Here is a 17014-nt window from a genome sequence, read left to right as displayed (position 1 = left end):
CCGGCCATGCGCGACGCGCGGCACTGTTCGGACACCTGCGGTTAACCATCGGGTCGGCGGCGGGAGGCGCCCGCGGCCGCCAACCCGCGGTGCACCCCGATTACGCGGAGGCGACGGACGATTGGTCGCGCGCGCGACCTTGCGGCTGCCGGCGGGTGAGGCGCTGGCGGCAGGTCAGGCACCACCGGGTGGTCGGGATGGTTTGCAGCAGATGGATCGGGATCTCGGCGCCACAGCCGCGGCAGCGGCCGTAGTGTCCGGCGGCGAGCAGGGCGAGGGCTTCGCCGATATCGGCGAGCGCGTGCCGGGCGCCTGCGGCCATTTTGACGGTCACCTCCCGCCTTGCGGTGTCGGCGGGGTCGACCGGCGTTGCGGCGCTGTCGATTTCGGCGTCGAGCTCGGCGAGTTGCTGTAACCGGAACTCGCGCAGCCGGTGCAAGGCGGCGCGCAAGCCGGGCAGATAGTGGGAAAGGCGGTCATTCGGGGTGGTGTGCGCGGGGGCCATCCTGGTCTCCAGGGTCGATGTTGTCGCGGGAGGCGGTTATCAGCCACGCGATCCAAGGGATTCGCGCGGCGCGTCGGGGAACGGAGGGCACGGCCGGACGGGAGGGTGAGGCCGCGCCCTCCGTTCGTCCATCGGTATCCACCTCCACATCGAGTTACTGACCGTCACATCCCATGATGGTGCAGCCGACGAGCCGGACGTTGTGGAGATTCGACAATCGAAGCGGGCCAAATTGTGGTGCCAGAACACTTGCTAGTCGCTGTCGGTGGCGGCGAGCTCGATCATCATGGCGAGCCGTTTGCGGGGATCGTCCACACCGAGGTGCACGATCTGGGCCATCTTGCGCAGCCGGTTGCGCACGGTGTTCTCGTGCACGCCCAGTTGCGTTGCCGCAGTGGCGGGGTCGCCTTGAGCTTGCAGCCAAGCACGCAAGGTGGCCACGTATTCGGTGCTGTGTGCGCGGTCGTGCCTGCGTAACTCCGGCACCGGGCCCCGCGTGGGGATGCGCCCGGACAGCCCGGCCGTGCGCAGGCGTTGCAGCAGGATCTCGTCCCAGGACTCGTCATAGGCGGGAGCCGCCGCGCCGGGCGGCCGGGTTTCGTGCAGGGCCAGGCATTCGTCGGCCTCTTGGCGCGCCACGGCCAGTTCGGTGGCGCGGGCGCTTGCGCTGATGCCGGCCGGCACGGACAGCGCTGTAGGCAGGGACGTCCGTAACTCATCGATCCAGCGCCGTGCCGTCGCCGCTTGCTCGGCGGGCAGCACGGTATAGATGGTGTCGCCGACCAGGGCGCTGCGACCGGCCCGAGACCAGCCGAAACCGGTTGTCGCGCGCTCGAATATCTGCAGCAGCGCGGCGTGGTGCTGCTCGGCCATCGAGGCGCGGACCGCGATCACCCGCAGCGGCGTCGGCGCCAGTCCCAGCCTGCTGGCCACCGTCGCCGCGTCCGCGGCGCCCTCGAGCAGGCGGATCACCAGTTCGGATTCCACCTGCCGTTCCAGATCCGCACTCGCTCGCGAGCGCAGCAGGTGCAGGGCGACCGTGCGCGCGCCTTCGGTCAGTGCCGCGCGACGGGCGCCCGCCAGCGGCGCGGGCGCCGAGACCCATACCGAGCCGAGCAGTGTCCGGCCTACCCGCACGGCCACCACCGTCCGCCCGGTCACCCCGTGTTCGGGCTGCGCGGGCACGAACAGCGGCTCGTCCGAGGTCGCCAAATGCGTGAATACGCCGTGTGTTTCGAACAGCTCGCGCAGCGGCGGCGGCAGCTGCCTGCGCAGGATAGTCGCGACCCGGGCCGGATCGGGGTCCTCGCGCGGCAGCGAGTACGCCAGCACCCGCGAGAGGTGATCCTCGATCGTCACCGCGCCGTCGACCGCGTCGGCAAGGCTGTCGGCCAGCGCGAACAGGTCGGTCGGACCGCGACCGGCCTCGGTCTCGCGACCCTCCAGCACCAGCCCGTAGACCACCGCGGCCACCTCGCTCCACGCAACGGCAGGATCCACCCGCAGCACCGCGACACCGTCGAGTTCCGGCTCGTCGTCGAGTTCGGTATCGCCGCGGATGATCGCGACCACCGCGCGTGCCGACGCCGCCAGGTCCGCGAGCTCCGCGCTCGACCGCGCGCCGATCCCCAGCAGCACGTCACCGGCTTCCGCGGGCTCGGCCGCCGCGGGCTGGATTGCCACGCTGCGCAGTTCGGTGGTGCGCGGCACCGAACCCAGCCGCAGCCGGACCCCGTAGCCGGACAATACGTTCGCCAGCCGGTCCAACGTCACCATGGAGCGGCACCGCCGCTGTGCCGCGGGCGCATGCCCCGGGGAAGCCGCCCGGCCGTCGTCGACCGCCCTGAACTCGTCACGCCTCGACGCTAACCCGTCACCGTCCGCACAGGAGTACGGCGGGCGGGGAACACCCCGACGTCCTGGTCAGCGAGCTGCGCGACGCCTCCCGTCCGGTTCGGCAGCGCGGCTCGCCGTCACCGGCCCTGGACCACATGCGACGCTGTACCGATGCTCGCCTCCCAGACTCCCGGCTCCCCGACCACGCCGATCAGCAGATTCGGGTTGGGGACGGCCGCGGTCGGGCGGCCCGGCTATATCACCCTCGGACGAGACCTCGACCTGCCGGCCGAGCGCACGGTGGACGCGCTGCGCACCAGGACGCACGCGCTGCTCGACGCCGCGTGGGCGGCCGGGGTGCGCTACTTCGACACCGCCCGCTCCTACGGCCGTGCGGAGGAGTTCGTCGGCGCATGGCTGGCGGCGCGGCCCGAGGTGGCCGCCGCGGCCACGATCGGCAGCAAGTGGGGCTATACCTACACGGCCGACTGGCAAGCGTCTGGCGTGGCGACCCACGAGGTCAAGGAGCACGCGGTGGCCGTGTTCGATCGCCAGATCCAGGAAACCCGAGCACGATTGGGCAGCCACCTGGATATCTATCTGATCCATTCGGTCACCCCGGACAGCCCCGCACTGACCGACCGCGACCTGCACGCGCGGCTGGCGACGCTCGCCGCCGACGGGGTCCGGGTGGGACTGTCGACCAGCGGGCCTGCCCAGGCCGAGACGGTGCGCGCCGCGCTGGCAGTCCAGGTGGACGGTCGCGCGCTGTTCACCGCGGTCCAGTCCACCTGGAACGTGCTCGACCCGTCCGCGGGCCCCGCACTCGCCGAAGCGCACTCGGCCGGGTGGCTGGTGGTCGTCAAGGAGGCCATGGCCAACGGACGCCTTGCGGGCCGCAACGCCACCGGGCCGGACACCGCCGCCCTGCGCTCGGTGTGCGATCGGATCGGCGCCACCCCGGACGCCCTGGCGCTCGCGGCGGCCGCCGCCCAACCGTGGGCCGATATCGTCCTCTCCGGCGCCGCGACCCTGGATCAGCTGAGCTCCAATCTCACGGCCGCGGCACTCGAGCTCACCCCCGCCGACCTGGGCGAGCTCGCCACCCTCACCGAATCCCCCGAGACCTTCTGGCGCACCCGCGCCCAACTCCCCTGGGCCTGAGCCGTTCCCTGGCACCAGCTCGCCCGCACGCATCGGTTCTCGCGGGAACGAAACGGCGAACGGAACCGTGCCGATGATGTGGTGAGAGCATCACCGCAGGCCGCGGCCCGCTACTGGACCATTTCGGGGGCGAGATGACCACCGCACACGTGCAACATCGACGGTTGATCGTGTATGTGCCCGGACTGACCGAGAAACCCGGGGCGATCGACGGCCTGTTCGCACGGTTGCAACAGGAACCCGGGTACGGGACCGAGGAAACGATCTACTGGAAATTCCCCGATTCGGTCGGCCGCCGCAGCCGCGGCCCGCTGGCGAGCCGGTGCCGGGATCTGGCCGATCGGATCGACGCGTACTGGACGGGACCGCGCAAGACACCGGAGATCGTGCTCGTCGGGCACAGCATCGGCGCGATCATGCACCGCTACGCCTACCTGCAGGCGCTGTGCGGCATCGACGGGCATCGGCTGCCGTGGGCGGACGCGGTGACCAGGATCGTGCTGCTGGCCGCGCCAGATCGGTTCCCTGGTCAACATCTGTGCCAGCGCGGACAAGCCGGTCGGCTGGCTGTGCAGCGGGCTGCGCGCGTTCCGGATGCGTGATGTGGGGGTCGGCGGATTCACCGGATTCGACGCGGTGCCGCCGGGCACCCGCCAGATCCGCCACATCGCGGGCGGCCACGGCGCGGCCCTGGCGACCGACCGCCTTTCCACCGTCGTCGACTTCGTGCGCACCGGCGAGGCCATCGGCGAACCGAACGTCGTCAAGCCCGGCCGCGCTTTCGAACTCATGTCGCGGGTGGCGCCCCGGCTGGCGTGGGTGGCGGTCGCGGCCTTGGCCGGGTTGAGCTGGCTGGCCTTGTCCGCCTTGGGCTTGGTGCTCGGCGCTGTAGTCGTCGCCGGAGCACTCGCGCTCGCCTACACGGCGCTGAAAGTCGCATGACCACCGGTGAGGTGGAGCACAGTTCAACCGCTAACAGACTGTCTACCAGGGACATTGACTCGACTAGCGGGTGCTGCGAAAAAGTTGGGCCCGGCGTCGATTAGGCCGAGGGGGCCCGGGTAGGGCCTACGTATGGTCCAAACCGGATCATGTGCTTCACCACTGATGAAGGAGGCTCGGTCATGCCAGATCCGAACAACCCCGGTCAGTTCGGCAATCGCACCGACACCGAGGAGCAGGCCAGCAAGGGCGGCCAGGCGAGCAGCGGCAGCTTCGGCGAGAGCAACGCCGCCGACCCGCACGAAGCGGGCAAGAAGGGTGCCGCCGCACAGCCGACCGAGGCCAAACAGCAGGGCGGGCAGCACAGCCACAGCTCGAGCCAGTAGCCCAGCGCTGTCGCGACACCCGCGACAGGTCTGACCGCGACGGCCGCCGGACGATCCCGGCGGCCGTCCGGCTGCCGGGATCGGTCGCCGAATCCTTTTCCGCGGTCGCTCGCTCTTATCCAGGAGCGGTCGAAAGGGCCGGCGATAGCGGAGGATCGATGACGGTAGTCGTGGTCGCCGTGGTGGCGGCGGTGTTGGTGTGCAGTTGCGTGGCGGTGCTGCGGTGGCGTGGAAGGGCGAACAGGAATGGTTGAGCCGACGTCGGCGTGGCCGGGCGACCAGCTGGTGCTCGCGGCCCAGCACGGCGACGAGACCGCCATCGCCGCACTGGTTTCCGGTGCGTATCCACATATCCGCCGGTTCGCGTCCGCGTTGTGTGCGAGCAGTCAGGACGCCGAGGACGCGGCGCAGGAGGCGGTGCTCGTGCTGTTCCGCAAGATCGGCTCGCTGCGCGCCACCGCGGCGCTCGGGTCGTGGGTGTTCCGGATCGTTCGCAACGAATGTCTGCGCCGCGCACAGCTGCTCACTCGCCGCACCGTGATCCCGGCAGCGGAGTTCTCGCCCTCCGCCGAGGACGACGTGCTGAGCAGGCTGGAGGTCGAACGGGTAGCCGCCGCCGTGGCGTTGCGGCCCGAGGACCAGCGTCGGGTCCTGATCATGCGGGACATCCAGGGGCTGCCGGGCAAGACGGTCGCCGCCGCGCTCGGGCTCAGCACCGCGGCGATGAAGTCCCGACTGCACCGTGCCCGCACCACGGTTCGCACCCACCTCGACGTGATCGAAGTGGGTGAATTCCGTTGAGCACCAACCAATCCAGTCCCTCATTCGCCAGCAGGTCGCTCCCGGTGCACCTGGCTCGGGGCGCGATCGGCTTCGGGTTTCTCGCCGCCTCGATGGCTTTGCTCCCCGTCCTCGGCTGGATCGGCCTGGTGCTGCTGGTGCCGGGACTCGCGGTGCTGCGCGGATGCCCGACCTGCTGGGCGATCGGTCTGATGCAGACGCTGTCTCGTGGACGACTGAACCGGGTCTGCACGGACGGCCAGTGCCGACTTCAACCCCGGGAGCCCAGCCGTTCATCGTGACGTCGACGACCGGACGGCCGCGGTCCAGGCGACCAGCGACCGTCCGGTCGTCGTACCACCGAACTGCTGCTGCTCGTCAACGAGGCGTTCCAGCGCGCGATCGAGCGGTGGACCCGGCGCACCGCCGGCCGGCAGCACGGGGACCGTTCGCGGTAGAACCGCGCCAACCTGCTGGAACATCCGCGCCACCAGGCCTTTCCTGGTGGTCACCGGGTATCCGGAGGCCCTAGGGTCCTCGTCATGAGCTCTGTCGACGTTTCCGTGTACCCGGTCCAGTGCGATATCCAAGCCCGGCAAGCCGACCTCGGCCGGGACGGCACCGTGGGCACGACCGCGCTGGCGCAGTGGCTGTTGGAAGCCCGCAGGCGTATGTGCCTGCCCCGATTCGAAAAACTGGTGTTGACCGGTGGTTTCGGACCGTTCCATATCGTGCTCGCCGGCCAGCGCGCCGAGCGACTCGCGCCGGTGCGCCTCACCGACCCGGATATCTCGGTGCACACCGGGATTCGCCGTTTCGGGCGCTCGTCGTTCACCTACGAGCAGGCGGTGTTCGCCGGCCGCGAGCAGGTGGGGCGTGGCGGAGCCACGATCATTCTGATCGGCGCCGATGGTCCGCTGGCACTGCCGGACCAGATGATCGCCGACCTGACGGACCTGTCCCTCCCGGATTCGACCGAACCGGCCCCCGCACGGCCGTCGGCGCGGCGCCGAGCGCGCGAGCACTACTCGTTCTTCGCGCCCTTGCGCGCGCGGATCGCCGATGTCGACATCAATCAGCATGTCAACGCCCTGGCCCTGGCCTCCTGGTACGACGAGGCGGTCGCCGCCTTCACCGCGACGGCGCTCGGCGTCGTGGGGCTGGTGCCCGATCTGGCGCCGACGATGCACCGCGTGGACTACCTCGGTGAGGTCACCTATCCCGGCGACTACGAAATCGGCGTTGCCGTCAGCGCTTACGACGGCGACACCGTGCACTACGAGCTAGGCGTCTTTCGCGGCGACACCTGTCTGGGGGTCGCCGACGCCGCCGGGCCGCGCGGTGCGTTGCGTCCGGATTCCTCGCCCGCCCGCTGAACGGGCGTATTCGACGGGCGTCTGGCCATACCGCTTCTTGAACGCGCGGACGAAATGGCTGCTGTCCGAAAACTGCCATCGCGCAGCCACTTCCGCTACCGTGGGCGGCCGGTGCCCGGCGGTGAGCGCGCGACCGGCCGCATCCAGCCTGCGGTGCCGGATATACGTCGCCACCGATTCCCCCGCGGCGGTGAAGGCCCGCTGCAGGGTGCGCACCGAGACATTGAGTTCCCGCGCCAGCAGCGCCGGGGACAGATCGGGATCGGTGAGCCGCCGATCGGCCAGTTCCTTCGCGGCCCGCATGAGCGCGGGCCGCAACTCGGTCTCGGCATCGTCGAACCGCCCGGCCAGCACGGCGCCGGCCAGCTCGAGCAGGGCGTCGTGCGCGGCGTGCACGCCCGCCGGACCGAGCGCGGTCACGGTCTCGTGGACCATGGTCGTGTGCGCCATCAGCAGGCGCATCTCCGCCGAATCCGTCGCCCCGAGGCTGCTCTGGTCGCGCCGCGACGCCAGCACCGCCGCGGGCAGCGTGAGGATGCGCACCGAGGTGTCCGGCGCGGCACCGAAGTGCAGCGGCGAGCCGTAGCGCAGCAGGAATTGCCCACCCGCCACGGCGTATTCGTCGCCGCCCGGGGTGCCGCCCAGTGTCCAGGCGCCACGCCCGACGACATACATCCTGACCTGATCGGCGTACCCGTACGGGGTGCCCGCGGTACGGATCGTCGACGCGCTGCGCAAATCCGTGACGGCCACGTCGCGCACCTTCGCGACCCTGGTCCGCACCCGGAAGTCGCCCCGGGTGGTGGAGCTGAACGTGGGCAGCGGGAACGCCGCGCCGACCTCGGTCAGCCAGCCGTGCCGGAAGAGGTCGAAGCCGTGCGAGACCCGGCCCGGGTCCGTGGAATCGAGGGCGAAACCGCCGTGCGAGCCCGTGCTCGAAGTGCCGCTCATCGGCGGGTCCGCTCGCGCTCCCGCGCCGCCGCCGCGTCGGCGACGGCGTCGAGGTCGAACTCCGGTGCGCCGCATACCCGCTGGTGCACGGTCAACAGGACATGATCGATGCGCGTGCGCAACGCGGTCGGGCCCGCGCCCGAGCCGAGGACATCGGCGATGAACTGCTCGGACAACGCCCGGAGCTTGACGTTGGTCTCCTGGGAACGCCAGCGCAGCACGTTGAACGCCTGATCGGCGTCGATGCCGTAGGCCAGCATGAGGATGCCCTTGGCCTGCTCGATCGCCGCGCGCGCCTCGACCACCTCGGGCAACGTCTCGGTGAGCACCGCACGCTTGTCGCTCGCGACGGTCGCGGTGATGTCGATGTAGTAGCCGGTGGTGCCGACGACCTGACCGGCGTCGTCGTAGAGATGGTCGCCGACCACCATGACGTGGCGGACCGCGCCCGCGGTATCGACGAGGCGGTGCCTGCTGCTGAACGGCTGGCCGTTCTCGACCGCGGCGGCGATCGCGGCGGCCACCTGCTCGGAGTCCTCCGGATGCCGGTGCGCCAGCAGCAGTTCGGTAGTCGGCCGCACGGCGCCGGGCCGATAGCCGTGCAATTCGGCGACTTCGGGCGACCATTCCCAGCGCTGATCGGCGAACCAGTACCAGAAGGTGCCGACCCGCTGTGGTGTCCCGCCGATCACATGCTCGAAGTCCTCCGTACTCGCTCGAGCTGGCAGCGCATCACCGGTCACCGGTCCAGTATCGCCGCGAATCACCCGTGACGCGACGTGCTTGTCCGGAAACGCCTGCTCGGCGAGCAGCTCCGCACCCCGCTACCTGCCGTTTCGGTCGCGAGGTGCGATGAGCTGCCCGCCGGTCGGCCGAGCTGCCTCAGTTCAGGCCGGTCACCTCCTGGGCGATCGCGGCGAGACGGGTCTGCGCCGCCGAGACCACACCGTGCCGGTTCTTGTGTTGCTCCTCGTAGGCGACGATCACGCGGATGTCCGCGGGCGAGGTCAGCTCCCTGATCGCGGCGACGGCCTGGTTGACATTCAGGTCGGGGTAGTCGGGGATCGGCAGCTCCTCCGGTTCGAGCACACCCGTGCCCGCCCGCACGGAGTGCACGGAGTCGGCGGTGCCGTCCGCGCCTTCGCGGCGGGTCACCTGCTCGGCGGTCTCCAGGACGGCATCGCGGGACGCGGCAAGCGTTTTGACCGCGACGTCACCGGCGTGTGCGCCCCTGGCCAGCAGCTCCTCCAGCGCGGGCGGGGCGCTGCGGAAGGTGTCTAGCGCACGGTCGATGCCCCGCGCGGACCAGGTCACCGGGATGTTGACCAACTTCACCGCGGTGCCGGTCGCCGCCTGCAATGGCGTGCGCCGCAACGCCGCCGGGCCGCCGAGCGCCTCCTCGGCCAGCACGGTGATGAGCCAGTCGACGGTCGCCGAGTGCGCCGCGATCAGCCGGTCCGCCAGCGCCACGAGACCGGCGTGCCCGGCGTTGGTGGCGAGGGCCTTGAGGTAGCGGGCGCGATCGAGCAGCTGATGCTCGAGGGCGAGGTCGCCGAACAGGGCCTCGTCGAACGGCTGTGCCTGTTCGGCCATCGCCTTGATCGCCGCCACGGCGCGCCCGAGGAAGGGCCCGATTCTGGTTGGGATGCCGCCCAATTCGCGCAGAGCGGACTCGATGGCCGCGGCACGGGCCCGGGCGTTGTCGGCGTTCTCGGACAACTCCCGGCGCACCGCGTCCGTGCGCGCCTGCGCGATACGGGTTTCGGCGACCTGGATTTCGGTTTCGGTCAGATCGCGGACAGCGCGCAACTGGGCCAGCAGGGTGGTGGTGTCGCGTGTGCTCATGAAAATCTTTGTCCTTCGACGTGGATATCAGGTCGGCGCAACGGTGCACCTCTGTCCCGACTACCCCACCCCGCCGTTCGAAACCTTGCGCCACAATGTTTTCCGCAGAAAGACCCCGCGTCCTTCGGTATCAGGGCCCGCCGCAAGCGCTTTCGGGGCGCGCCTGCGGTATTGCCCACTGATCAGGGTTTGTCGGGGTCCAATGTGTCCTTGATCTTGCCGAGCAGTCCGGCCTGGGTGCCCATGGCCGTCGAGCGCGGTTCACCCATCGATCCGTCGTAGGTGACATAGAGCTGCGGATCCGGTGGCGGCGGGGTCGCCTTGTCCCCCAACGGAACCGGGTCCGCGAGGAAGCCGTTCTTGTGCACGCCGTCCGGCGCGGTCCCGTGCGCCCACATGCCTTGATCCGCGGCCGCGCCGTCGGACAGGTGCCACAGGCTGGTCGCGTGCTCGCTGTGCTCCTCGTCGAACAGCGCGTTCGGTGTGATCGTCTCTTCGATCCCATCGGCTTTGAGCTGCGCGATCGCCGACAACCACAGATTCTGATGGTAGGTGTCGCGCGCGAGGTTGAACTTCAACATGTCCTTGACCCCGGGGTCGTCGGTCATGTGATAGAGCCGCGCGGTCTGTACTCGCCCTTGGGATTCGGCGGTGACATTGGCCCGGAAGTCGGCGAGCAGGTTGCCGCTGGCCACGATGTAGCGGCCGTTCCATGGCACGCCGTTGCTGTCGGCGAGCACCGGCCCGCCGCCGGACACGATCGCCTGCTGCGGGTCCATCCCGCCAAGCACCGCCGCGACCACGGGGTCGCCCATCGCCGCCTGCGTGGCGTGGGTCGCGGGCGCGCCCTCGAGCAGCCGGGCGACCATCGTCGCGATCATCTCGACGTGGCCGATCTCCTCGGTCGCCACGTCCATGATCATGTCCTTGTACTTGCCGGGCATCCGGCAGTTCCACCCTTGGAACAGGTACTGCATCGTCACGGTCATCTCGCCGTAGGCGCCGCCGATGAGCTCTTGCAGCTTGCGTGCGTACACCGGATCCGGCTTCTCCGGCTTGACGTCGAATTGCAAATGGTCGGTATGCCGAAACATCTAGCCCTCCAAATATGTTCTACACATTGCCTTCTCGCCGCGACTACCGCGAAATGGCAACGGCAAACCACTCGGAGGGCCCGGCCCCGGGGTCCGGGGTCAGATGCGGTCGTCGCCCTCGTTGGCCGACGGGTTTCCGGTCGAGAGCGAGGTGTCGTCCTTGCCGCGCGTGCGCTTGCGCAACAGCAGCACCGCGGCGACCACGGCCACCAGCGCGATGATCACGAGTATCTCCATGAACCGGGCCTACCCGGCACACCGGCAGTTATTCATCGGCGCGGGCGTGCATCTTTTGCCGTCTCCGGGGTACGCCGCCTCGAGCACCGCGGAAATGTTCGACGGTGCGCGACAGCGACGGACCGAGCACAGGAGGATTGATGGTCTCCCAGGACACGATCGCGCAGCTACGCCAAGACCTGACGACGGCCTCCGACGCGGGCGACGAGGCGGCGGTCACCCGCCTGCGCGGCGAATTGGACGAGGCGCTCAACGCCGCGAAGGCCGAAACGGCGGCACGGGAGGATCCCACCGCCACCACCGAGGACCCGGCGGCCAACATGGACTACGAGGGCGACACTCCCAATTAGACAGCACCTAGACCACCTTGGCCGGTGCGTCGTCGTGCGCGATACCGCGCAGGTCGACGCGCCGGGTCTCCCCTGCCCAGAGGAACGCGGTGGCGGTGCACGCCAGCATCGCGCACAGCAGCAGCGAGATGGGGACGGTGGACGGGTACCGGTTCAGCAGCGCGACCCCGATCAACGGGATGAGCGCCCCGCCGACCACTGTGGCCAGCTGATATCCCAAAGACGCACCGGTGTAACGGACTTCGCTCGGGAACAGCTCGGCGAAGAACGGCGCCTGGATGCCGGTGAGCAGGCCGTGCAGGGTGAGCCCGACCGTGATCACGACGGTGATCGCGACCCACCGGCCACCGTCCACCAGTGGCAGCCCGACGAAGGTCCACACCGCGATCAGCCCGGCCAGGAGCACGCTCGTCGGCCTGCGCCCGAACCGATCACCGACCGCGCCGCCCGCCACGATGGCGGCCGCCTGGCAGCAGGAGGCGATCGTGATCGAGGACAGCACAGTGCCTTTCGGCACGTGCACGATCTGGGTGAGGTAGGCGAGCAGGAAGATGCTGAAGGTGTAGTAGGTGGCCTTCTCCCCGACGTCGGCGAGCGCGGCGATGAGCACCTGTTTACGAAAGCGGCGCAGCACGATACGGACCGGCGCGTGCCCGCTCCGCAGGTCGGCACGGGCCTGCGCCTCCAGGAAGATCGGCGACTCCTCCACCGCGTGCCGCAGCCAGATCCCGACCAGCACCAGCACGATCGAGAGCAGGAACGGGATACGCCAGCCCCACGCCTGGAACTCGGCGTTCGAGATGCCGAGCCCGAGCAGCGCGAGAATGCCTGTCGCCAAAAGGTTTCCGAGCGGACCGCCGGTCTGCGGCCAGCTGCTCCAGAAGCCGCGATGGGCGGGTGAGCCGTGCTCGGCCACCAGCAGCACCGCACCGCCCCACTCCCCGCCGAGCGCGAGGCCCTGCACCAGACGCAACAGCACGAGCAGCAGCGGCGCGGCGATGCCGATGCTGGCATAGGAGGGCAGCAACCCGATCGCGACGGTCGCGCCGCCCATCATCAGCAACGTGATCGACAGGGTCCGCCGCCGCCCCATCCGGTCGCCGAGATGCCCGAACAGCACGCCGCCGAGCGGCCGTGCCAGGAATCCGACCGCGTGGGTAGCCAAGGCCAGCAGCACTCCGACCAGCGGAGCGGTCGCCGGAAAGAACACCTTGTTGAACACGAGCGCGGTGGCGAGCCCGTAGAGGAAGAAGTCGTAGAACTCGATGGTGGTTCCCGCCACGCTGGCGGCGACCACCCGCGCGAAACGAGCGCCGGTGGTGGGAGTGTCGGTCATAGTCGAGCATCCAGTCGATCAGTGGTCGCGGTGACCTGTCGACTATGCCGCCCGCGGCGGGCGCACGTCCCGAAATTCATCGGATCAATTGACGGCCACTTGACTTGGAGTGCACTCCAGGTCGTAGCGTGCTCTTCGAGGTCTTCTACAGACAAAGGGGCTGGTCAATGGAATTCGGATTGCACCTTCCGATCTTCGATATCGACGGTGGCACCACCGCCATCGCCGGCGAACTCGCCAGGGTCGGCGCCGCCGCGGAAGCGGCCGGGGCGAGCTGGCTGTCGTTCATGGATCACTACTTCCAGATCGAGCCGACGGGCCTGCCCGCGGAGTCGAACATGCTGGAGGGCTACACCTCGCTCGGCTATCTGGCCGCGCACACCTCGACGATCGAACTCGGCCTGCTCGTCACCGGCGTGACCTACCGGCACCCAGGGCTGCTCGCCAAGATCGTCACCACCCTCGACGTGCTCTCCGGCGGCCGGGCCGCGTTCGGCATCGGCGCCGCCTGGTTCGAGCGCGAGCACCTCGGGCTCGGCGTGCCGTACCCGCCGCTGGGCGAGCGGTTCGCGCGCCTGGAGGAGGCGTTGCGGATCTGCGCACAGATGTGGGATCCGGCGAACAACGGGCCGTTCGAGGGCACGTATTACCAACTGGCGGAGACGCTCTGCGTGCCACAGCCGATCTCGAAACCGACGGTGCTCATCGGCGGCGGCGGCGAACGCAAGACTCTGCGCCTGGTCGCGCAGTACGGCGACGCCTGCAATCTGTTCGGCTCCTCCCCCGAGGACGTCCGCCACAAGCTCGACGTACTGCGCGGGCACTGCGACGATGTCGGCCGGGACTACCGGGACATCCGGATCACCGTGATGGCCGACAACCCGCGCCCGACGCCGGAGCGGCGCGACGAATTCGTCCGGCAGATGGCCGATTACGCGCCGTTGGGCGTGCACACCGTCATCGTCATACCGACCACCGGCAGCCCCGCGGCATGGATCGACGCGATGGCGCCCGCGGTCAAGCAACTGGCCGAACTCGGCTGACCCACAAGCGCGTCCGGCCTACCGCCGTCGCGGTAGGCCGGACGCGCCGAGCCGGGCTAGCCGGTCGTGACGTTGAATACGCCCTGCCCGCCGACCACCGGCAGGCTCACCTTGGTCTCGATGAGGTTCACCGAGAACCCGGGGCCGGGCTTGGGACGCAGGGTGTACTCGTTGTCGCTGGACAGGATGACCACGCCCAGTTTGTGTCCGCGCGGCAGCACGTAGTCGTGCGGCTGCATGGACAGGTTGACCGAATACTGCGTGCCCGGCGTGATCGGGGTCGTCTTGCCGAGCGAGTCCCGGTTCTGCGGGTCCGCCCAACCCCTGGTGATGATCCGGGATCGGCCGTCGGGCCCCCGATCCACCAGCAGCGCGGTGACATTGGCCGCGGGCCGCTGGAAGGTCATCCGGAACGCGATATCGACTGTGCCGCTTATCCGCAACTCCGACCTGGTCGCTTTGGTGTAGTAGGCCAGGCGATTCGGCGAGCTTGCCGCGGCGACGAGATCGGCGGCCGTCTTGCGCGCGTCGTCGTCGAGCGACTCCGGCGGCGCACCGTTGACGCTGCCGATCGGCACCAGACCGCCGCTGGTGCGGCCACCCGGCGTGAACTGCGCGACCGCGGTGGCGACACCGGGGGCGGGCCAGTCCGCCTCGTCCACCCAGGACCTGTCCTCGCGCTGGATGGTGGCCTTCGGCTCGCGGTCGATCCCGTTGTTCTGGCCGAGCAGGTACTTGCTGAACCAGCGGTTCACCGTGCGCAGCCATTCGTCCCTGCGCAGGCTGATCGGGTCGACATGGCCGGACTGGTGCAGCCAGATCTTGTGCGGGATATTGGCTTTCGCGAGCGCGGCATACCACTGCGCGACATGCTTGGTCTTGACGTTGAAGTCGTTGAGCCCGTGCACCGCGAGCACCGCGGCCCGCACCTTGCCGACATCGTTGAGGTAATTGCGCTCCTCCCAGAACTTGCTCATGTCACCGGTGACCCGGTCCTGATCCTGTTCGAGCTTGTCGATGACCGGCTTGCAGATGTTCTGATTCGCCCTGGTGTAGACGTAACGGGCGAGCACGTCGGTGTCTTCACCCTGGTACGTACCGGGGGCGACCACCGCACCCGCGGCGCGGTAGTAGTCGTACCAGCTGCTGATCGCGGCGATCGGCACGATGGCCTCGAGTCCTGGCACGCCGGTCGAGGCGACGGCGTTCGGCAGCGTCCCGTTGTAGGACACACCCATCATGCCGACTTTGCCGCTGGCCCAATCGGCTACGGCGCGCTTGCCCTGCGCGTCCCTGGCCTCGGCCCGGCCGTTGAGCCAGTCGATGGGAGCGCGGGCGCCGATGGTCTCGTTGCGCCCGCCCGAGGTCGGGCAGCCGGTGGACTTGCCGGAGCCGAGCGACTCCCCGTACATCACCGCGAAACCACGGGCGAGAAAGTATTCCTCGTACTGCCAAGTGATTTGACCGTCGGCGACAGTGATCCCCGCGACCCGCAGGTCCTCGGCCACCCGCGCGCGCATCTCGCCGGGCGCCTTGGCCATCCTGGCTTCCGGCCCGTTCGGCACGTAGAGCTCGACATCGACGCCGTGGTTGGCGACGTCGTTGCCGCCGGAGAAGTACGGGCTCGCCTGGTAGACGACCGGCAGCTTGCCCTTCGCGCCTGCCGGGCGCACGACCTGGACATGTACCTCGTCGTCTTTGCCGTCACCGTCGCTGTCGATCGGCGCGCGGACCCACAGGTCGTTGCGGATCGGCGCGGCCGCGTTGTAGACCGGCTGGGCCTCGCCACCGGAAAACGATGGCTCGCCCGCGGGTTGCGCCATGGCGGGCGCGCCGCACAGCAGCATCGCCCCCACCGCGCTCACCAGAGCCAATCTTCGCATCGGTCTCGCAATCGCCGCCATCATCCACTCCTTGTCATCCCGCCCGCGACCCTCCGCGTGCGGCTCGAAACATCCACTGGCGCAAGGAATTTCTGGATCATGGCCGGTTCGGCGGAGCCTTGCGCTCGATCGCCGCCTTCATCGCGTCCAGACCGATCAGGTTGAATTCCCGTCCGAGCGCGCGCATCAACGAGTTCTGCGTCGGCCGGTACACCCCGCGCTTGTGATAAACCGCGCCTTCGTAGGTGCCGACCACGCCACCGTCGGGTGAGGGCTTGCCGAGGTACTGGTACCACTTGGTGCGCTTCTGCTGCATCTGCGCGCTGGTGTAGACCGAGGCGTTGACCTCGCGTGGTTCGCCGCCGGTGTAGCGGTCCTCCGGATAGTCGTACTCATCGGCCAATCCGCCGATGGTGTGCCCGAGTTCGTGCAGCACGATCTGTCCCGCCGCGGTGTTGCCGCCCGAGGAGGTGGCGACCCGGCCGCCCGCGCCGCCGTACTTGGTGGTGTTCGCCAACGCGACCACCTGGTCGACCTCGGGCGCCAGCCGGGCGTACTGCAGCGCCTTGTTCTCGTTGACGCACAGCAGCCGTTCCGTGCCGCCGCACCAGAAGGTCATGTCCAGCGCGGTATTCCGATACGTGCCGCGCGGATCGTTGTCCACCCCGGACTGCTGGGACACCACGTTCACGGCCCAGACGTTGAACGAGTTCTTATAGGACTTGAACGGCTCGACCTGGGTGAGCTCGTTCCACCGGCTCGTCGCCTGGTCTTTGTACTTGCCCAGTTCGGCCGACGTATAGCCGTCGCCGACGAAGACGAGATCGAAGCGCTGACTGGACGGGCCGGTCTGCTGGATCGGCACCACGTCGGCCCGGACCGCCGAGCGCGGCGCGGGGGTCTGATCCTGCACCGGCGCGACGACTCGGCTGATCGTGCCGTCCGGCGAGAAGACTTCTCGCTCTTCGTATTGCGTAGCGGATCCGGTGCCGGTGGACAGGCCCGCGATGACCACTGTGCCGAACATGATCGTGGACAGACGTCGTAGCAAGGGCATGACGAAACTCCTGGAATAGTCCGCGAATTCGAGCGAAACGGCGGTGGCGTGCCGTCTCTCGATGCGTCGAATGCCTACTCAAACAACCACATTCGCGCGGGCAACTCGACTGGCGCGCAACTGGGGATTCGCCTCCGCGTTGCCGTCCGGACAGGCGCTCGGCGCGGTAGCGTCGGAATGCATCGCGAAGCTGGTTTCGCGGCCGGGCGCCACAGCTATGCGCCGAGCG

General features: G+C 69.1%; 19 protein-coding genes. 9 read left to right on the top strand and 10 right to left on the bottom strand.

What is annotated here, in order from left to right; genetic code table 11:
- Positions 1-100: 100 nt before the first annotated feature.
- On the bottom strand, positions 101-505 hold the full coding sequence (locus F5X71_RS08130; RefSeq protein WP_167461385.1) for a TraR/DksA family transcriptional regulator: 405 nt from the start codon (positions 503-505) through the stop codon (positions 101-103).
- Positions 506-757: 252 nt separating this feature from the next.
- Positions 758-2281, bottom strand: a complete 1524-nt coding sequence (locus F5X71_RS08125; protein ID WP_167461384.1) for a PucR family transcriptional regulator — start codon at positions 2279-2281, stop codon at positions 758-760.
- 231 nt (positions 2282-2512) lie between these two features.
- Between F5X71_RS08125 and F5X71_RS08120 the strand changes: the two genes are divergently transcribed.
- The 7 genes from F5X71_RS08120 to F5X71_RS08090 all read left to right on the top strand — a co-directional run bounded on the left by F5X71_RS08120 (position 2513) and on the right by F5X71_RS08090 (position 6989).
- On the top strand, positions 2513-3505 hold the full coding sequence (locus tag F5X71_RS08120; protein ID WP_167461383.1) for an aldo/keto reductase: 993 nt from the start codon (positions 2513-2515) through the stop codon (positions 3503-3505).
- A 134-nt stretch (positions 3506-3639) separates the two neighbouring features.
- Positions 3640-4107, top strand: a complete 468-nt coding sequence (locus tag F5X71_RS08115; RefSeq protein ID WP_167461382.1) for an esterase/lipase family protein — start codon at positions 3640-3642, stop codon at positions 4105-4107.
- A complete protein-coding gene (locus F5X71_RS08110) occupies positions 4100-4447 on the top strand; it encodes a hypothetical protein (RefSeq protein WP_167461381.1) in 348 nt (115 codons plus the stop codon). Before F5X71_RS08115 ends, F5X71_RS08110 begins: the two co-directional genes overlap by 8 nt.
- Positions 4448-4629: 182 nt before the next feature.
- Complete coding sequence (locus tag F5X71_RS08105) at positions 4630-4833, top strand: hypothetical protein (protein ID WP_167461380.1); 204 nt, start codon at positions 4630-4632, stop codon at positions 4831-4833.
- A gap of 246 nt (positions 4834-5079) precedes the next feature.
- Positions 5080-5634, top strand: a complete 555-nt coding sequence (locus F5X71_RS08100; protein ID WP_167461379.1) for an RNA polymerase sigma factor — start codon at positions 5080-5082, stop codon at positions 5632-5634.
- Between the two features lie 44 nt (positions 5635-5678).
- Positions 5679-5915 (top strand): hypothetical protein, encoded by a 237-nt coding sequence (locus F5X71_RS08095; RefSeq protein ID WP_238815780.1) that lies wholly within the window; start codon positions 5679-5681, stop codon positions 5913-5915.
- A 240-nt stretch (positions 5916-6155) separates the two neighbouring features.
- The gene (locus F5X71_RS08090) at positions 6156-6989 is read left to right on the top strand and encodes a hypothetical protein (RefSeq protein ID WP_167461377.1); all 834 of its coding nucleotides are present in this window, start codon (positions 6156-6158) and stop codon (positions 6987-6989) included.
- On the opposite strand, the gene F5X71_RS08085 is transcribed toward F5X71_RS08090, so the two are convergent.
- From F5X71_RS08085 to F5X71_RS08065, 5 genes are all read right to left on the bottom strand, one after another.
- Entirely contained in the window at positions 6897-7940 is a 1044-nt protein-coding gene (locus tag F5X71_RS08085) for a helix-turn-helix domain-containing protein (RefSeq protein WP_167461376.1), read from the bottom strand. The genes F5X71_RS08090 and F5X71_RS08085 overlap by 93 nt on opposite strands.
- Positions 7937-8683, bottom strand: coding sequence for a PAS and ANTAR domain-containing protein (locus F5X71_RS08080; protein WP_238815779.1), 747 nt, complete (start codon positions 8681-8683; stop codon positions 7937-7939). Before F5X71_RS08080 ends, F5X71_RS08085 begins: the two co-directional genes overlap by 4 nt.
- A gap of 139 nt (positions 8684-8822) precedes the next feature.
- Positions 8823-9785 (bottom strand): ferritin-like domain-containing protein, encoded by a 963-nt coding sequence (locus tag F5X71_RS08075; RefSeq protein WP_167461375.1) that lies wholly within the window; start codon positions 9783-9785, stop codon positions 8823-8825.
- Positions 9786-9967: 182 nt separating this feature from the next.
- Complete coding sequence (locus tag F5X71_RS08070; RefSeq protein ID WP_167461374.1) at positions 9968-10879, bottom strand: manganese catalase family protein; 912 nt, start codon at positions 10877-10879, stop codon at positions 9968-9970.
- Between the two features lie 99 nt (positions 10880-10978).
- Positions 10979-11116 carry a hypothetical protein gene (locus tag F5X71_RS08065; protein ID WP_167461373.1) on the bottom strand — a complete coding sequence of 46 codons (138 nt, stop codon included), beginning with the start codon at positions 11114-11116 and terminating at the stop codon, positions 10979-10981.
- A 140-nt stretch (positions 11117-11256) separates the two neighbouring features.
- On the opposite strand from F5X71_RS08065, the gene F5X71_RS08060 reads away from it, so the two are divergent.
- On the top strand, positions 11257-11466 hold the full coding sequence (locus F5X71_RS08060) for a hypothetical protein (RefSeq protein ID WP_167461372.1): 210 nt from the start codon (positions 11257-11259) through the stop codon (positions 11464-11466).
- 7 nt (positions 11467-11473) lie between these two features.
- Here F5X71_RS08060 and F5X71_RS08055 read toward each other — a convergent pair whose 3' ends face one another.
- On the bottom strand, positions 11474-12802 hold the full coding sequence (locus F5X71_RS08055; protein WP_167461371.1) for an MFS transporter: 1329 nt from the start codon (positions 12800-12802) through the stop codon (positions 11474-11476).
- Positions 12803-12969: 167 nt separating this feature from the next.
- Here F5X71_RS08055 and F5X71_RS08050 point away from each other — a divergent pair, with 167 nt between their 5' ends.
- Entirely contained in the window at positions 12970-13845 is an 876-nt protein-coding gene (locus F5X71_RS08050) for an LLM class F420-dependent oxidoreductase (RefSeq protein ID WP_167461370.1), read from the top strand.
- 56 nt (positions 13846-13901) lie between these two features.
- On the opposite strand, the gene F5X71_RS08045 is transcribed toward F5X71_RS08050, so the two are convergent.
- Both F5X71_RS08045 and F5X71_RS08040 read right to left on the bottom strand, forming a co-directional pair.
- On the bottom strand, positions 13902-15710 hold the full coding sequence (locus F5X71_RS08045) for a Xaa-Pro dipeptidyl-peptidase (protein ID WP_238815778.1): 1809 nt from the start codon (positions 15708-15710) through the stop codon (positions 13902-13904).
- A gap of 115 nt (positions 15711-15825) precedes the next feature.
- On the bottom strand, positions 15826-16785 hold the full coding sequence (locus tag F5X71_RS08040) for a M64 family metallopeptidase (protein WP_167461368.1): 960 nt from the start codon (positions 16783-16785) through the stop codon (positions 15826-15828).
- Between the last annotated feature and the right edge of the window lie 229 nt (positions 16786-17014).

Source organism: Nocardia brasiliensis, from assembly GCF_011801125.1.
GTDB classification, from domain to species: Bacteria; Actinomycetota; Actinomycetes; order Mycobacteriales; family Mycobacteriaceae; genus Nocardia; species Nocardia brasiliensis_C.
Note: the sequence above shows the minus strand (reverse complement) of the source record. Positions and strands in the feature narration are given on the sequence as shown.

Excerpts from the sequence above, each read along its gene's own strand:
- F5X71_RS08130 (WP_167461385.1), bottom strand. The coding sequence starts at position 505 with ATGGCCCCCGCGCACACCACCCCGAATGACCGCCTTTCCCACTATCTG.
- F5X71_RS08125 (WP_167461384.1), bottom strand. The coding sequence starts at position 2,281 with ATGGTGACGTTGGACCGGCTGGCGAACGTATTGTCCGGCTACGGGGTC.
- F5X71_RS08120 (WP_167461383.1), top strand. The coding sequence starts at position 2,513 with ATGCTCGCCTCCCAGACTCCCGGCTCCCCGACCACGCCGATCAGCAGA.
- F5X71_RS08115 (WP_167461382.1), top strand. The coding sequence starts at position 3,640 with ATGACCACCGCACACGTGCAACATCGACGGTTGATCGTGTATGTGCCC.
- F5X71_RS08110 (WP_167461381.1), top strand. The coding sequence starts at position 4,100 with ATGCGTGATGTGGGGGTCGGCGGATTCACCGGATTCGACGCGGTGCCG.
- F5X71_RS08105 (WP_167461380.1), top strand. The coding sequence starts at position 4,630 with ATGCCAGATCCGAACAACCCCGGTCAGTTCGGCAATCGCACCGACACC.
- F5X71_RS08100 (WP_167461379.1), top strand. The coding sequence starts at position 5,080 with ATGGTTGAGCCGACGTCGGCGTGGCCGGGCGACCAGCTGGTGCTCGCG.
- F5X71_RS08090 (WP_167461377.1), top strand. The coding sequence starts at position 6,156 with ATGAGCTCTGTCGACGTTTCCGTGTACCCGGTCCAGTGCGATATCCAA.
- F5X71_RS08085 (WP_167461376.1), bottom strand. The coding sequence starts at position 7,940 with ATGAGCGGCACTTCGAGCACGGGCTCGCACGGCGGTTTCGCCCTCGAT.
- F5X71_RS08075 (WP_167461375.1), bottom strand. The coding sequence starts at position 9,785 with ATGAGCACACGCGACACCACCACCCTGCTGGCCCAGTTGCGCGCTGTC.
- F5X71_RS08070 (WP_167461374.1), bottom strand. The coding sequence starts at position 10,879 with ATGTTTCGGCATACCGACCATTTGCAATTCGACGTCAAGCCGGAGAAG.
- F5X71_RS08065 (WP_167461373.1), bottom strand. The coding sequence starts at position 11,116 with ATGGAGATACTCGTGATCATCGCGCTGGTGGCCGTGGTCGCCGCGGTG.
- F5X71_RS08060 (WP_167461372.1), top strand. The coding sequence starts at position 11,257 with ATGGTCTCCCAGGACACGATCGCGCAGCTACGCCAAGACCTGACGACG.
- F5X71_RS08055 (WP_167461371.1), bottom strand. The coding sequence starts at position 12,802 with ATGACCGACACTCCCACCACCGGCGCTCGTTTCGCGCGGGTGGTCGCC.
- F5X71_RS08050 (WP_167461370.1), top strand. The coding sequence starts at position 12,970 with ATGGAATTCGGATTGCACCTTCCGATCTTCGATATCGACGGTGGCACC.
- F5X71_RS08040 (WP_167461368.1), bottom strand. The coding sequence starts at position 16,785 with ATGCCCTTGCTACGACGTCTGTCCACGATCATGTTCGGCACAGTGGTC.